The sequence below is a fragment of the Sphaerimonospora sp. CA-214678 genome, assembly GCF_050942215.1.
Lineage (GTDB): Bacteria > Actinomycetota > Actinomycetes > Streptosporangiales > Streptosporangiaceae > Sphaerimonospora.
This window is the reverse complement of the sequence record NZ_CP192056.1, coordinates 2,893,275-2,906,007: the sequence shown is the minus strand read 5'-3', so window position 1 is coordinate 2,906,007 and position 12,733 is coordinate 2,893,275. Positions and strand designations below refer to the sequence as shown.

Sequence of the window (12,733 nt, the reverse complement as noted above, 5' to 3'; positions counted from 1 at the left end):
ATCCTGCCGCTCGCCGGGCCCCTCGCATACCGCGGGAACCCGCGAAGTGCACTCGTCGGCAGCAGGAACCCCGTTGATCACATCGTCGGCCGCCTCTAGCGTGGCCCACATGGCGAAACTCCCCGAGCTCTACGTGGCCGTCGACGTGGAAGCGGACGGGCCCATCCCAGGGCCGTACAGCATGATCTCCCTCGGCATGGCCGTCGTCGGCCGCCCCGACCTCGCCTTCTACACCGAGCTGCGGCCGATCTCCGACGAGTTCGTGCCGGAGGCCCTGGCCGTCTCCGGGCTCGACCGTGACCGCCTGCTCCGGGAGGCTCCCACGGCCGAGCAGGCCATGACCGCCGCCGCGCGCTGGATCAACGACCTGCGGCGGATCGGCCGTCCCGTCTTCCTGGCCGGTCCCGCCGTCTTCGACGGGATGTTCGTGCACTGGTACTTCATGCGTTTCCTCGGCAAGAGCCCGTTCAACGCCTCGGGGGCGGGCCTCGACCTGCGCAGTTACTGGATGGGGATGACCGGCTGCGAGTGGGCCGGCTCGCGCAAGACCATGATCATAAAGCAGCTGGGGATCACCGGCCTCACGCACACCCACCACGCCGGTGAGGACGCCGCCGAACTGGCCCAGGTCTTCGAGGCCATCCTGAAGAGCCGGGAGAACGACCCGGCACAGAGCGGCTAGCACCGGCCGTCGAAACCGATCCTCCCCTTCTGACCGGCGTGCCCGGTCGGAACGCCACGGCTCGGCGGGGGATCGGGTACGCCGCTCGGCCCGGCCTAGCCTGGGGGTATGGGCGCCGGGGCGGTGACGCTGTTCCTCTGCGGCGACGTCATGCTCGGGCGCGGAGTGGACCAGATCCTGCCGCACCCGGGAGACCCCGCCCTGCGGGAGTCGTACGTCCTGGACGCCAGGACGTACGTCGAACTCGCGGAGGAGGCGACCGGGCCGATCCCGCGCCGGGCCGACTACGCCTATCCCTGGGGCGACGCGCTCGGAATCCTCGACGAGGTCGCGCCCGAGGTCCGGGTGGTGAACCTGGAGACGAGCGTCACCCGAAGTGATCGCTTCGCCCCGGGAAAGGCGGTCAACTACCGGATGAACCCGGCCAACCTGCCCGCCCTGGCCGTGGTCAGGCCCGACGCGTGCGCACTGGCCAACAACCACGTGCTCGACTTCGGCCGCGAAGGCCTCGCCGAGACCCTCGGCACTCTGGCAGCCACCGGCATCGCGGCGACGGGGGCGGGCCGCGATCTCGACGAGGCGCGCCGGCCGGTGATCGTGCCGCTGGCGGGAGACGGCCGGGTGCTGGTGTTCTCCTTCGGCATGGAGTCGAGCGGGATCCCGCCGACCTGGGCGGCGTCCGATCACCGTGCCGGCGTCCACCTCGTGCCGGAATCATCGGAACACGCGGCCCGCGAGATCACCGAGCGGGTACGGAAGGTCAGGCGGCCGGGCGACATCGCGGTCGCCTCCATCCACTGGGGCTCGAACTGGGGATATCAGATCTCCAGGGCGGACGTCCGCTTCGCGCACGCGCTGATCGACGGCGGTGTCGACATCGTGCACGGGCACTCCTCACACCACCCGCGGCCGATCGAGCTTTATCAGGGGAGGCTCGTGCTGTACGGCTGCGGCGACCTCATCAACGATTACGAGGGCATCAGGGGATATGAGGAGTTCCGGGACGACCTCCGGCTGCTCTACTTCGCCTCGATCGACCGGGACTCGGGCAGGCTGACCCAACTGCGCATGACGCCTATGCAGTCCCGCCGAATGCGGCTGTGCCCCGCGGCCCCTCACGACGTCGAGTGGTTACGCGCCACCCTCGACGAGTTCAGCGGTGATTTCGGTGCTCGGGTTTACTGTGACCCCGACGGCATGTTCGTCCCTGTCTGATGCCTTTTATGCGGTTACCGCGGCTTTGCCGCAAACCCTTGTTCCGGAGAGCCTCCCCGACGACGGTTCGAAACGGCAGGCCGTGCAAGTCGAATCGCTTCAAATCGAGCATCAGCGACGTATGGTCAGCCGCGGTGATCTATTGACCATGACACCATTAGACATGACAATTTCCGTAAACCGGAAATGACTGTACGGCGGGAAAGGCCACGCGATGCGGACGAGGACACGGGTGAGCACATTGGCAGCGGCGGTGCTGGGGACAGCCGCTTTCCTGATCCCACCGGCGGTGGCCGGGGCCGGGACGACGGCCGATCCCATACCCATGCCGTCGCCGACCCTTCCGTACCCGTGCAAGACCTCCCCGGCACCGTCCGCGGCTCCGGCCAACACGCCGCCCACCGCCCCGGGAACACCCGAGATCGTCAGCGTCTCGATGAACTGGGTCCGGCTGCGCTGGGCCCCGGCCACCGACTCGGACGGCATCGCCTGCTACTACGTACGGGAGGACCGGGGCGACGGCTCGTTCGCCATCGTGGCCAGCTTCCAGCCCGCCGTGACCGAGGGGGACGTCTACCTGCCCTGGCCGCCGTCCGGCGTCCCCTCCCAGACGCACAATCTGTACGTCGTGGCGGTCGACACGAAGGGGGCGACGGGGGCGGCGTCCGGCACGGTGGCCGTGACGATCTACAACGACGTCATCACATCGCCCTCGGCATCGCCGAACCCCACCTGTGAGGTGAAGGCCACCTCCTCGACCTGGGGAGGCGGAATGACCACGAACATCGCGATCACCAACACCGGGTCCACTACCGTGCGGGACTGGCGGCTGACGTTCGACTTCCCCAACCCGGGCCAGCAGGTGACCGCCGGGTGGTCGGCCACCTGGTCGCAGACCGGCTCGGCGGTGACGGCGACCGCCATGCCCTGGAACAAGGACATCGCCCCCGGGAAGACGGTGTGGATCGGCTTCAACGGCACGCACACCGGCGCCAATCCCACCCCCGCCGCATTCCTGCTCAACGGCACGTCCTGCGCGTGATCGCATGCCCCGGCAGGGGTCATGCGATAAATGGCGCGCCTGCCCCGATCTCGCCGTCGCCGAGGACCTGTCAGCCCAGACGAGCCGGTGAACGGAAGACCTGCTGGTTGTGCCAGTCGATGTATTCGGGTTCGACACGCTCCAAGCCCGGCTGCGGCTCACGGACCGGACGCCCGGCCAGGGAGAGCACCATCTCCCTGGCAGTCGGCGTCCGGCCCACGAATTCGCGTGAGACGCTGATCGTCAGATCGTGGGTCAGGCCGAACACGCCCTTGTCGAACAGCTTGTGATGCAGTGCGCACAGGCAGAGTCCGTTGGCCGGTTCGTCCGGCCCTTCGAAGGCCCACCAGCGTACGTGCGCGGCATCCAAGCCGATCGCGATGCCGTCCAACCAGCCGTCGTAGCCGCAGAAAGCGCAGCAGTACTCGTAGGCCGTCAGGACCTGTTCGCGGAACGCCGGGTTCCGCCGTGTTCTCGGGACCTCCGTCCGGGTGTCTCCCCCGGCAGCGGTGGCTTCCAGGACGGTCAGATCGAGGCCGGCGGCCAGGCAGATGTCCGGGTGCAGCGACGGCTCGAAGTTCGCGTCCAGCAGGGCGCGGGCGATCTGCGCGACCAGGCGGGAGTCATCGTGCAGCGCGCGCACGAGGTCGGGGTGCAGGCGGCCCGCCGCCCGGCTGTCACGCAGCCGGCCGAGCTCGGAGCCGGGGCTGCCCGGCCCCTCGGCGGTCTCCACCAGCCAGATGCCGTCTCTGGTCAGATGATGGAACGGATATCCGGGACTGGTCTTACGTGGGGGGCCGAACTCCTGCAGCAGTCGCTTCAGGTCCGCCTCCGCGGCGCTGAACGGAATCGGACGGCCGCCCTGGCGTTGGAAGCAGCCGAGGGCGTAGAGCAGGAGCAACGGCTTGTGCGGTGCCCGTTCACCGCCACGTGACCACTGATTGACGCTCGTGACCCGCTCGACCCAGTCCATAGCGCGACAGCATAAGACGATCTTGCAGTTCGCGGAAGAGCCGAAACCGGCAGGCGGCTCTTCTCGACGTACGGCGATGCTCAGGCGAGGTCGTCGAACTCGCCGTCCTTGACGCCGCCGCTGGAGGCGTCCCATTCGCCGGGGGTGAAGGCCAGGACCGGGCCGTCGGGGTCCTTGGAGTCGCGCAACAGGTAAAGCCGTTCGGCGTTCGCCTTGTGCTCGATTCCAGCCTGGCCCGCCTCGGCGATCGTTACCTCGACGCAGTCTGAACCGTTGCCGCTGCGAGAACTCTTTTGCCAGACGCCCACCTTGACGCAGTTCTGGCCGTTCCCGCTACGGGCGCTCTTCCGCCACGTGATGCAAGGCAGATCCGGCTCGAACATCCCGCTCTCTCCTCTCATGCCTATTGACTGAGCCCGGCGATTACGTCGGCAAGGAGGCGCCGAGATGTATCCGGGTCCAGTGTCTTGGCGCGAAGGTGGTCGAACATCACCGTATAACGGCAAACATCCGCTTCCTGCTCTATATAGAGACTGCCCGTCAGATTCTCCAGGAATACCACGTCGGGGTGAGAAGGCTCGGAGAAGTCCAAAATCTCGAAGGCGGCGTTCGGCCGGGGCCGCCGCAGGCGCGTCCCGACCACGACGCCCGAGGCCTCCCGGAGGATCGCCGTCGCAGCCCAGGCCGCACGGGCCACCGATGTCGCCGGCCTCGCGATGGCCGTGGGGGCGGCACGGGTGGCACGGGCGGCGGAGGCCCTGCCCAACCGGGACTCGCAGGTCACACCGGGTGTCCGGGTCTTTTGGAGAGCGCGGTGACGGCCCTCGGCCTGCTGGGGCGGGTCGACCTCCCCGGTGAGGCCGCCTCCGTGCCGAGGGCCCGCCGCTATCTGCGGGTCCTGCCGGCCGCCACCGGCCACCCCCGCGTCGACGACGCCCTGCTGCTCGCCTCCGAACTGATCGCGAATGCCGTACGGCACTCCAACTCGGCCCGCCCCGGCGGCCGGGTCACCCGTCGCGCTGCGCGATGGAACGCTCCACATCGATGTCATCGACGCGGGTTCAGCCGTACGCGAACCACAGGTTCTCCCCGACGACCTCGTTGACCGGCCGAGCGACGGAGGGCGCGGCCTCTGGCTGGTGGGGCGACTGGCCACGGCGTGGGGCTGGCACGACACCGGCACCGGCCGCGTGGTGTGGTTCCGGCTCTCCGACGCGGACACCTGAAATCAGACGGCAGCCGTCCCGAGACGGTCGTGCAGGGCGTCCATGTCGGGGACGAACCACAACTGCGTGCCCCGATCGCTTTCGTAGACGAAGTCCCGCAGGGCGGAACTGATGCTCGTGTGCCGGGAGATGTCGCCGACGACGGCGAGGCCCAGCCGGTAGTTGACGAACTTCTGCACGATCTCCCCCGCGACCCGCGTACGCAGACTGAAGAAGTCGTCCGTGAACCGGTCGGCCGGGATGGCGACCCACGACGCGCCCTGATAGTACGCGTTGCCGATGAGGTCGATGGCATCGCGCTCGTCGCGCAGCGGCTCGCCGTCCGCCGCGCATACGAAGACCGCAGTGCCATTGATGTGCTGGAGAGTGTCGGTCATGGGGATCTGTACCTCCCGGGGTCCGCAGGGAATCGGAGAATCGGCAGGCCACCCATGAGCAGGTGTCCGGCCTCTAGAAGGGGGGTCGCTCCCAGCACGGGCGGAGGGGTGGGCGCGGGTCATCCCGCCTCCCCGGCCAGCACGTCGATGATTTTGAGCAGCTCAGCCGTGCCGTCCAGGCCGCCGAGGACGATGACCTTCAGGCTGGCCCGCTCTTCGTCGTAGACGGCCTCGACGCGCATCCGCCCGTCGCCGCCGGACCCGTGGGCGATGGCGGCCATGACCGTGTTGGTCAGGCGGCTGACCGCCGTACGGTCGATCCCGTCGATCCGTACGATCGACGACACCTCGGCATGCGAGCCGCCCCGAGTGGCCGAGGGCACCGCGCCACCGGTGAACGCCTCCAGGTCCTCGCGCGCGATCCGATACTGCTTGCCGATCCGGCTTGCCTTCAACCGACCGTCCCGCACATAGGCGCGGACAGTCTTCACGTGGAGGTTCAGCAGCGCCGCCACCTGGTCGACCGAGTAGAACTGCGGCGACACCACTCTCCTTCCCTAAAAGGCTCTGACTTCGGTCAAGCTACCACACAGCAGGGAAGGATAGAGGATCGTAGAACACATCGGCGGATCCGCCTCATCGGTCCCTTCGGCGGCTTTCCGGTCGCGGACACGACCGAGAGGAGCGGGGCCGGCCGCCGGGAACCGGTGGAGATTGGGCCTTGCGCGGAGCACCCGGCCCCTTTAGCCTGCGAAAAGATCAGGAAGCCTTCTTAACAGTTTCGGAGGTGTTCGTGCAGTCGCGCACCGCCGCAGGGCTCTTCGCAGCGTCGATCGCGTTAGTGGCGCCGTCGGCGGGGGCGAACGCACTGCAACCGGCGGCCGAGGCCGCGGCCGTCACCGCGGCCGTTCAGCATTCCCCGGGCGAAAGCGGCGTCGTCGACGTGTCGACGGCGGCCGGACTGCGGAGCGCGCTCGCCGCCGCCCGGCCCGGGCAGACGATCAGGCTGGCCTCCGGGGAGTACCACGGCGCGTTCGTCACCCAGCGCGCGGGGACGGCTTCGCTGCCCATCACGCTGGTCGGTCCTGCCGATGCCGTCCTGGTCAACGACGGCCCCTCGGGTTCCGGCCCCTCCTGTCCCGCCCCGGTGAGCGGGTGGGACTCCGGATACGGGCTCTGGCTGTACGCCGCGCCGCGCTGGAACCTGTTCGGATTCACGGTCAAGGACTCCAAGAAGGGGATCGTCCTGGACGACTCCCCGCACGTGACCATCGACCGAGTCAACGTGCATCACATCGACGAGGAGGCCGTCCACTTCCGGAGGTCCTCGGCCGACGGCGTGATCCGGAACTCACGGATCTCGCACACCGGCCTGGTGCAGGCAGGATACGGGGAGGGCGTCTACATCGGTTCGGCGAACTCCAACTGGGCGTGCCACGGCAACAGCGGCGGCGTCGACCGCTCTGATCGCGTCCAAGTCCTGGACAACCGGTTCGGCCCGAACATCACCGCCGAGCACATCGACATCAAGGAGGGCACCTTCGACGGCGTCATCTCGGGCAACGTCTTCGACGGCACCGGCATCTCCGGCCAGAACTCGGCCGACTCGTGGATCGACGTCAAGGGCATCGGCTATGTGATCGAACGCAACACGGGGTCCTTCTCCTCCCCCGGCACCTTCGCCAACGGCTACGAGACGCACAACCCCGCGACCACCCCGTCGTACGCCAACGGCTGCGGCAACGTGTGGCGCGACAACGCCTCCGACCTCGGCGGCGTCGGCATGTACGCCATCCGCATCACCTCGACCTCCAAGTGCGCGGGCAACCCGAACGTCGTGTACTCCTCGAACACCGTCCGCAACGCGCTGTCCGGTCTGACCAACATCAAGGTCACTCCGTAGGCACCCCGGCGCTGACCACTGGCGGAGCTCGCCGGCCTGAGCGCCGGCTCTCAGTTCTCCGGCGCGGCCGCCCGTCGTTCCTCCGCCGCGTCGAGGGCGGGGGTGAGCGGGGCGAGCGCCGCGCGGAGCAGGTCGGGCAGCGAGCCGGACGGCACGACGAGCCCGCCGGCGGCAGGGGACGCGGTGACCACCTCACCGAGAACGTCGCGGTGGCCGGCCTTCGCCTCACCGCCGACGACCTGACCGAGCTGGGGACGGGCCCGTGAGGGCGACCACGCGGACGCCGGGGAGCCGACGAGTCGACCCGCCGGCGGGCGGGCCCGCCGTACCGTCGCCGCTTTCAGCTCTTTTCACGCGGCCGACCCGCCGGGCCACGGCTGACCTGGGCGGGCGCGACCAGGACGGGACACCGGCGACGACCCTCTTGACCGATGCCGTTCAGTGATCGGACTCTGTTCGTCAGATCCGTTCCCGACCGGGGTTGAGAGGACACAGATGGGACGCCGCAGATCGCTCCTCCGTCTCGTCACGGCGATCGCGCTCGCCGGCTCGGCGATGGTGGCCCTCACCCCGGCGAGCGCGGCGGCCACCTGGGAGACGGTCATCGGCCCGTCCTCGTTCAACGACTACAACGCGCTGGCCACCGAATGGGCGTACCTGTATCCCTGGGGCTCGGACCACAACGGCTCCGCCCGGATGTACGGCTCGGCCACCGACCACAACCACGTCTCCCTGTCCGGCGGGGTGCTGACACTGCGGGCCGCCCGCATCAACTGGGATGAGGGCACCAGCAGCTCCAGCCCGCACCTGCCGATCCGCTACCACTCGGGCGCGGTGCACGCCCGCGATCAGGTCGTGGTCAACGACCAGTTCCCGAACTGGGAGGTGAAGGGCGACTTCCAGGCTCCCTCGGCCCGGGGCACCTGGCCTGCGTTCTGGCTGACCGGCGTGAACAGCTGGCCGCCGGAGAGCGACATCTTGGAGTTCAAGGGCGACAGCCGCAACTGGTTCAACACGTTCCGTACGTCTTCGGACGTGGACAGCACGATCGTGGGCGTCTCGTCGCCGGGATCGTGGCACAACTACCGCGCCTGGATCACCAAGGTCAGCGCCACCGACGTGGACATCCACTACTACATCGACGGCCAGTGGAAGGCGGTCCACCATGCCCGCGGGTTCGTGGGCAGACCGATGTGGCTGATCATCAATCTGCAGATGGAGGGATCGTCCGGCTCGCCGGGCCCGAGCGCGGACACCTACTATCGTGCCCGCGACATCTACGTCGGGCGCAGCCGGAACTACTGACCACCCTTTCCGGAGGCGTACGGCGGGCCGGGCCGAGGTCAGCGGAGCAGGGCGACCCCCGCGTAGCCCACGACACCGGGGAGCGGGGGAAGCTGGGGCTCCCCATCCTCGGGACGCCAGTCCTCCGTGGGTACCAGCCCCGGCTCCACCAGCTCGAACCCGTCGAAGAAGCGCAGAATTCCGGCGTGCGAGCGAGGCGTCACCGCGCCGGCCGAGGTCTTCTTGTAGAGCTCGCGGCCCTCGCGGATCTTGTCCTCGTCGAGATCGCCGTAGGACAGGTGACTGATCGCCATACCGCTTCCGGCGGCGAGGCGGCCGCGCAGCGTCTTCACGATCCGCTCGGCGTCCTCGTCCTCGGGGACGAAGTGCAGGACGGCGAGCATGAGCAGACCGACCGGCTTGCCGAAGTCGAGGTGCTCGGTGACCCTGGGATCGTTCAGGATGGTCTCCGGCTCCCGCATGTCGCCGTCCACGACGAGGGTCTGCGGGTTGTCCTCGAGCAGGGCGCGCCCGTGGCTGAGCACGATGGGGTCGTTGTCGACGTACACGATCCGGGACTCGGGCGCCGCCCGAAGCGCCACCTGGTGCACGTTCTCCTGGGTCGGTAGACCGGTGCCGATGTCGAGGAACTGGCGGATCCCGCTCTCACACATGAGCCGTACGGCTCGGCTCAGGAAGCGCCGGTTGGCCTGCACCCCCTCTCGGATGTTCGGAGTCAGCTCGATCAGCTTCTCCGCCGCAGCCCGGTCGGAAGCGAAGTTGTCCTTGCCGCCGAGCAGGTAGTCGTAGATGCGGGCCACGCTCGGAACAGTCGGATCGACTCCCGCCGGCACTCTTTCCATCAGCCATCACCGCCTGAGACGCGTCTTTTGTTGATCTTAACCGAGTAATCGAGCCGTGTGCGCCGTCAACGGCTGTGTGTACACGTTTGAGACCTTGCTGGCTAGCCGGGCTTCCGATCGTCGCCTGCGGAGGAGCCCCCCGGGGGGCGAAGTCCTCGTTCCCCATCTCTCCGTCCGTCATCGGCTCCCGGCTGTCGCCGTTCGACGGCTTCGCCGCCGGCACCACGGCGTCCGTGCTCCGGACCTGGTTCTTCGTCATGTGCATGTCGTTGTGCCGGTGTGCGGGCCGTCGTTCCTCGTCATGCACGATGTGGACGCCTGGCAGCCGATCATCAACACCGTCACCCACGATCGTGACCTTCCTGCTGATCGCGTTGCCGCAGAACACCCAGACTCGGCCGACGACGCCGTGTCGGCACAAGCTCAACGCCATCGCGGACCTCGACGAGGAGTACGACGACGAGGAGCAGCGGCGGCGCGAGATCGGCGAGCCGGGGTCGGCGGTCGGCCTGGAGGACGAGGAAAGCGCCTGACCCCCGCCATACGGTTTCCGCTTCGCGCGATCGGTCGCCCAGCAGACCGCTGCGATTGGAGATGCGACGGTTACCACCAGGGCATGAAGCGGCATCTCTACTGTCGGTCTTTCTTGTGACGGGTGGGACGGCGACCGGGTTCACCCTGAGGAGAAATCCCCCTTTCGCTTCGGAACGTGCTCATATCGCATCAGAAACTATTTACCCGCTAGCAAGGGGACAAGACCACAACCGGGATTATGAACCGGGCATACTCGGCAACGAAGTCACCCGGACTGGATAGGACGACAGATGTGCGGTCTACTTGCCATGGCACCACCCACCCGGGATCTGTTGTCTACACAGCGAGGGTCGTGGCATGAGACTGTTGACGTCGATGTGGCGACAACTCACCGCCGTAGAGGCCAGAAGATGGCTGGCCGCTCATGGCCTGGTTCTCGTAACCGAGGCCACCGTAGCGGAACTCATCTCGTTTCTCGGCGACTGGACGGTTCCCTACCCCCACCCTCATGAGAGTGGGCCCGGGATCACCGTCATCCAGCCGCTGTCGGTGAGCGGCGAAAACCACAACGGATTCACGCGTCGTTCTTTGGCCCTGCACACCGACCGCGCCCACTCGAGGGTGCCGCCCACGATAGTGGGATGCCTCTACACCCAACCTTCCGCGGATGGCGGTGAGTCCCTTCTTCTGGACGGAGCCGAAATCATCCGGGCAGTCGAACACAAAACCTTGCTCTCCGAGGCCCGACACGTCGTCCTGCGAGCCAGGGGATGCCCCTGGCCTCCCGTCATGTCGCTCACCGCCGACGGGAAGCGCTACCACATCCGGTACAGAGACGATCAGATAGGCCGGCCACACGCGGCGACCATCAGCGCACAACCCCTGCTCACCATGATGCAGCGCCCGCTCGCGACACCCGCCGTCTACTTGTTCGACAAGGGGCAGGGCTATCTGATTCACAATCGGAGACCACCCGGATAAGGCGGTACGAATCAGATCCGGTACGGGCGGCAGGGTCGAAGAAGTTCAAGAACGCCGACGATCTGGCAGCGATTCTATTGACCATCGAAAGGTGAGATCCGAAAATGGACGGACCGGACCGTATCCGCAGCAACGGCATGCCGGAATATATGGTCGAACGCAACCCGGGTTATTTCGAATATCAGCTCCCGATATCGGTGAAACTCGTCATCGACATGGGCGGCAAGATCCCCCTGCTGATGAACGAGCGTGACGAGTGGGAGTTGCCCGGAGGGAAGCTCGAAGTGGGCGAGACCCCGGAGGTCTGTGTCTGCCGAGAGGTCTTCGAGGAACTCAACATCACGGTGGCCGTGGAGGAGATCATCGACACGTGGGTGTACGAGATAACGCCGCTACGCCATACGTTCATCGTGAGTTTCGGCGCCACATACACTGGCGACGAAGAGATCCGCAGTTCGAACGAGCACAAGAAGCTGGGCGTCTTCGCCTATGCCGATGTGCCGGCCCTCCATATGCCCGAGCCGTACAAGCGGACGATCGAAAGATGGCGGAAGATCGTTTCTGCTCGCTGAATTCGCCCGCCCGCGAATCGGACATGTCCCCGGAGCTTGCTCCTCGGGTCGTCACGAGCTGATAACACTCTGCCTGTTTCGGCTGAACTTTTATGGATTCAGCTGGCAGGGAGTGACGTCATGGCGAACGGTCCGGTCGGTCACGTTGTCGCCGACGTGGAGACGACCGGTGTCGCCCCCCGACGGCATGATCGCGTCATCCAGTCAGGTCCCACCGCCCACCGGCACCAGGGCAGCCGTAGCGGACTGAAGGGCGTTCCAGCTCCGCACTCAGTCGTCCCCTCGACACCGGCCAGGGCGAGAACCCGACGGGCGACGTCCATCCGGGATGCGGTGCCATCCTGCCGATCGAAGGACCCGCCATCCAACGAGCTCGGCCGGAATGTCCTGCGGGGCGGCCGAGGCCCAGCGGGATATCGCCGCCCACGACGTGGCCCCCGGCCACGATCGCAGCCTGCACCCCTGCCACGAACGACGACGAATCCATCCTCACGCTGGCACGCCGGCCCACTGGCTGAGACACCGTGGAGGAGGACGGCCGGGAGCGGTCAGTTGGCGAGTTGAAGAAATCTTCAATTTGTCACATAATGGATTCGTGAGTTTCGGACATGTCACCCTGTTTCAGTACACGCCGCCCGAAGTACCGTTCGGTGCGCCGCCGCTGATCGGCCGCACCGCGCCTCGCCGGACGTTAAGAGGCTGACCGTGTCCGTCCCCCTCCATCAGGTCAAGGCGGAGTTCTTCCGTACGCTCGGCCACCCGGTGCGCGTGCGGGTGCTCGAACTGCTTCAGGACGGCCCGCTGCCGGTGCGTGATCTGCTCGCGGACATCGAGGTCGAGCCGTCGAATCTGTCGCAGCAGCTCGCCGTGCTGCGCCGGGCCGGCCTCGTGACAGCGACCCGTGAGGGATCCACCGTGGTGTACGCGCTGAGCTGCGGCGACGTGGCCGACCTGCTGCGCGCGGCCCGGCGGATCCTCACCGACGTACTCATGGGTCAGGGGAGGGTCCTGGCCGAGCTGCGGCAGGAGGAGCAGCCGCCGCCGTCCCGGTGAGCCGACCGCCGTGTGTGTCGTCTCAGCC

17 protein-coding genes are annotated in these 12,733 nt (G+C 67.4%); 10 read left to right on the top strand and 7 right to left on the bottom strand.

What is annotated here, in order from left to right:
• Positions 1 to 109: 109 nt before the first annotated feature.
• From ACQP1K_RS13020 to ACQP1K_RS13010, 3 genes are all read left to right on the top strand, one after another.
• The gene (locus ACQP1K_RS13020; protein ID WP_433501139.1) at positions 110 to 682 is read left to right on the top strand and encodes a 3'-5' exonuclease; all 573 of its coding nucleotides are present in this window, start codon (positions 110 to 112) and stop codon (positions 680 to 682) included.
• A 108-nt stretch (positions 683 to 790) separates the two neighbouring features.
• Positions 791 to 1,897: a CapA family protein gene (locus tag ACQP1K_RS13015; protein ID WP_433501138.1), complete on the top strand. Its 1,107-nt coding sequence runs from the start codon at positions 791 to 793 to the stop codon at positions 1,895 to 1,897.
• Positions 1,898 to 2,129: 232 nt separating this feature from the next.
• Positions 2,130 to 2,939 (top strand): cellulose binding domain-containing protein, encoded by an 810-nt coding sequence (locus ACQP1K_RS13010; RefSeq protein ID WP_433501137.1) that lies wholly within the window; start codon positions 2,130 to 2,132, stop codon positions 2,937 to 2,939.
• A 70-nt stretch (positions 2,940 to 3,009) separates the two neighbouring features.
• On the opposite strand, the gene ACQP1K_RS13005 is transcribed toward ACQP1K_RS13010, so the two are convergent.
• The 3 genes from ACQP1K_RS13005 to ACQP1K_RS12995 form a co-directional block, all read right to left on the bottom strand.
• Positions 3,010 to 3,912, bottom strand: coding sequence for a phosphorothioated DNA-binding restriction endonuclease (locus ACQP1K_RS13005; RefSeq protein WP_433501136.1), 903 nt, complete (start codon positions 3,910 to 3,912; stop codon positions 3,010 to 3,012).
• An 80-nt stretch (positions 3,913 to 3,992) separates the two neighbouring features.
• Positions 3,993 to 4,295, bottom strand: a complete 303-nt coding sequence (locus ACQP1K_RS13000; protein ID WP_433501135.1) for a DUF397 domain-containing protein — start codon at positions 4,293 to 4,295, stop codon at positions 3,993 to 3,995.
• A gap of 20 nt (positions 4,296 to 4,315) precedes the next feature.
• Positions 4,316 to 4,609: a Scr1 family TA system antitoxin-like transcriptional regulator gene (locus ACQP1K_RS12995; protein WP_433501134.1), complete on the bottom strand. Its 294-nt coding sequence runs from the start codon at positions 4,607 to 4,609 to the stop codon at positions 4,316 to 4,318.
• A 268-nt stretch (positions 4,610 to 4,877) separates the two neighbouring features.
• On the opposite strand from ACQP1K_RS12995, the gene ACQP1K_RS12990 reads away from it, so the two are divergent.
• Positions 4,878 to 5,138, top strand: coding sequence for an ATP-binding protein (locus tag ACQP1K_RS12990; protein WP_433501133.1), 261 nt, complete (start codon positions 4,878 to 4,880; stop codon positions 5,136 to 5,138).
• Between the two features lie 2 nt (positions 5,139 to 5,140).
• Here ACQP1K_RS12990 and ACQP1K_RS12985 read toward each other — a convergent pair whose 3' ends face one another.
• Both ACQP1K_RS12985 and ACQP1K_RS12980 read right to left on the bottom strand, forming a co-directional pair.
• Positions 5,141 to 5,515: a DUF4180 domain-containing protein gene (locus ACQP1K_RS12985; protein ID WP_433501132.1), complete on the bottom strand. Its 375-nt coding sequence runs from the start codon at positions 5,513 to 5,515 to the stop codon at positions 5,141 to 5,143.
• Between the two features lie 119 nt (positions 5,516 to 5,634).
• Positions 5,635 to 6,060 (bottom strand): helix-turn-helix domain-containing protein, encoded by a 426-nt coding sequence (locus ACQP1K_RS12980; RefSeq protein WP_433501131.1) that lies wholly within the window; start codon positions 6,058 to 6,060, stop codon positions 5,635 to 5,637.
• A gap of 248 nt (positions 6,061 to 6,308) precedes the next feature.
• Between ACQP1K_RS12980 and ACQP1K_RS12975 the strand changes: the two genes are divergently transcribed.
• On the top strand, positions 6,309 to 7,418 hold the full coding sequence (locus ACQP1K_RS12975) for a right-handed parallel beta-helix repeat-containing protein (protein ID WP_433501130.1): 1,110 nt from the start codon (positions 6,309 to 6,311) through the stop codon (positions 7,416 to 7,418).
• 50 nt (positions 7,419 to 7,468) lie between these two features.
• Here ACQP1K_RS12975 and ACQP1K_RS12970 read toward each other — a convergent pair whose 3' ends face one another.
• Positions 7,469 to 7,609 carry a hypothetical protein gene (locus tag ACQP1K_RS12970; protein WP_433501129.1) on the bottom strand — a complete coding sequence of 47 codons (141 nt, stop codon included), beginning with the start codon at positions 7,607 to 7,609 and terminating at the stop codon, positions 7,469 to 7,471.
• Positions 7,610 to 7,913: 304 nt separating this feature from the next.
• Here ACQP1K_RS12970 and ACQP1K_RS12965 point away from each other — a divergent pair, with 304 nt between their 5' ends.
• Positions 7,914 to 8,723 (top strand): glycoside hydrolase family 16 protein, encoded by an 810-nt coding sequence (locus tag ACQP1K_RS12965; protein ID WP_433501128.1) that lies wholly within the window; start codon positions 7,914 to 7,916, stop codon positions 8,721 to 8,723.
• 38 nt (positions 8,724 to 8,761) lie between these two features.
• Here ACQP1K_RS12965 and ACQP1K_RS12960 read toward each other — a convergent pair whose 3' ends face one another.
• The gene (locus ACQP1K_RS12960) at positions 8,762 to 9,565 is read right to left on the bottom strand and encodes an SAM-dependent methyltransferase (RefSeq protein WP_433501127.1); all 804 of its coding nucleotides are present in this window, start codon (positions 9,563 to 9,565) and stop codon (positions 8,762 to 8,764) included.
• A 353-nt stretch (positions 9,566 to 9,918) separates the two neighbouring features.
• On the opposite strand from ACQP1K_RS12960, the gene ACQP1K_RS12955 reads away from it, so the two are divergent.
• From ACQP1K_RS12955 to ACQP1K_RS12940, 4 genes are all read left to right on the top strand, one after another.
• Positions 9,919 to 10,098, top strand: a complete 180-nt coding sequence (locus tag ACQP1K_RS12955) for a hypothetical protein (RefSeq protein WP_433501126.1) — start codon at positions 9,919 to 9,921, stop codon at positions 10,096 to 10,098.
• Between the two features lie 358 nt (positions 10,099 to 10,456).
• On the top strand, positions 10,457 to 11,080 hold the full coding sequence (locus ACQP1K_RS12950) for a TauD/TfdA family dioxygenase (RefSeq protein ID WP_433501125.1): 624 nt from the start codon (positions 10,457 to 10,459) through the stop codon (positions 11,078 to 11,080).
• A 104-nt stretch (positions 11,081 to 11,184) separates the two neighbouring features.
• Complete coding sequence (locus ACQP1K_RS12945; protein ID WP_433501124.1) at positions 11,185 to 11,652, top strand: NUDIX domain-containing protein; 468 nt, start codon at positions 11,185 to 11,187, stop codon at positions 11,650 to 11,652.
• 705 nt (positions 11,653 to 12,357) lie between these two features.
• Positions 12,358 to 12,705, top strand: a complete 348-nt coding sequence (locus ACQP1K_RS12940; RefSeq protein WP_433501123.1) for an ArsR/SmtB family transcription factor — start codon at positions 12,358 to 12,360, stop codon at positions 12,703 to 12,705.
• Positions 12,706 to 12,733 lie beyond the last annotated feature (28 nt).

Excerpts from the sequence above, each read along its gene's own strand:
- ACQP1K_RS13015 (WP_433501138.1), top strand. The coding sequence starts at position 791 with ATGGGCGCCGGGGCGGTGACGCTGTTCCTCTGCGGCGACGTCATGCTC.
- ACQP1K_RS13000 (WP_433501135.1), bottom strand. The coding sequence starts at position 4,295 with ATGTTCGAGCCGGATCTGCCTTGCATCACGTGGCGGAAGAGCGCCCGT.
- ACQP1K_RS12990 (WP_433501133.1), top strand. The coding sequence starts at position 4,878 with ATGCCGTACGGCACTCCAACTCGGCCCGCCCCGGCGGCCGGGTCACCC.
- ACQP1K_RS12985 (WP_433501132.1), bottom strand. The coding sequence starts at position 5,515 with ATGACCGACACTCTCCAGCACATCAATGGCACTGCGGTCTTCGTATGC.
- ACQP1K_RS13020 (WP_433501139.1), top strand. The coding sequence starts at position 110 with ATGGCGAAACTCCCCGAGCTCTACGTGGCCGTCGACGTGGAAGCGGAC.
- ACQP1K_RS12945 (WP_433501124.1), top strand. The coding sequence starts at position 11,185 with ATGGACGGACCGGACCGTATCCGCAGCAACGGCATGCCGGAATATATG.
- ACQP1K_RS12965 (WP_433501128.1), top strand. The coding sequence starts at position 7,914 with ATGGGACGCCGCAGATCGCTCCTCCGTCTCGTCACGGCGATCGCGCTC.
- ACQP1K_RS12950 (WP_433501125.1), top strand. The coding sequence starts at position 10,457 with ATGAGACTGTTGACGTCGATGTGGCGACAACTCACCGCCGTAGAGGCC.
- ACQP1K_RS12960 (WP_433501127.1), bottom strand. The coding sequence starts at position 9,565 with ATGGAAAGAGTGCCGGCGGGAGTCGATCCGACTGTTCCGAGCGTGGCC.
- ACQP1K_RS13005 (WP_433501136.1), bottom strand. The coding sequence starts at position 3,912 with ATGGACTGGGTCGAGCGGGTCACGAGCGTCAATCAGTGGTCACGTGGC.